The following is a 276-nucleotide window of genomic DNA, read 5'->3' as shown; positions in this document are numbered from 1 at the left end:
AAATTATATAAAGACTACGGAAAATGGAATGGCCAGCAATTACTGGACTCTGCTTATGCTGTAAAAAGTGTAACACCTCGATTTAAAGAAAGTCCAGAATACGGTTACGGCTGGTGGATGAAAGACGTTATTGGAAAACACTTTTTTATGATGCGCGGCCATCTTGGACAATATGTTATTGTACAACCAGATGACAATGTGATGATTGTACGATTAGGCCACAGAAAATCACCTGATGAAGGGGTTGGTCAATTCACAAAAGACATAAGTATTTAT

General features: G+C 37.7%; 1 protein-coding gene. It reads left to right on the top strand.

Features of this window, described 5'->3' with window-relative positions; translation table 11 throughout:
* A partial coding sequence (locus tag IEQ44_RS18570; protein ID WP_227487630.1) for a hypothetical protein occupies positions 1-276 on the top strand: 276 nt, incomplete at both ends.

Source organism: Nocardioides malaquae, assembly GCF_015070385.1.
Classification (GTDB): Bacteria; Actinomycetota; Actinomycetes; order Propionibacteriales; family Nocardioidaceae; genus Nocardioides; species Nocardioides malaquae.
Note: the sequence above shows the minus strand (reverse complement) of the source record. Positions and strands in the feature narration are given on the sequence as shown.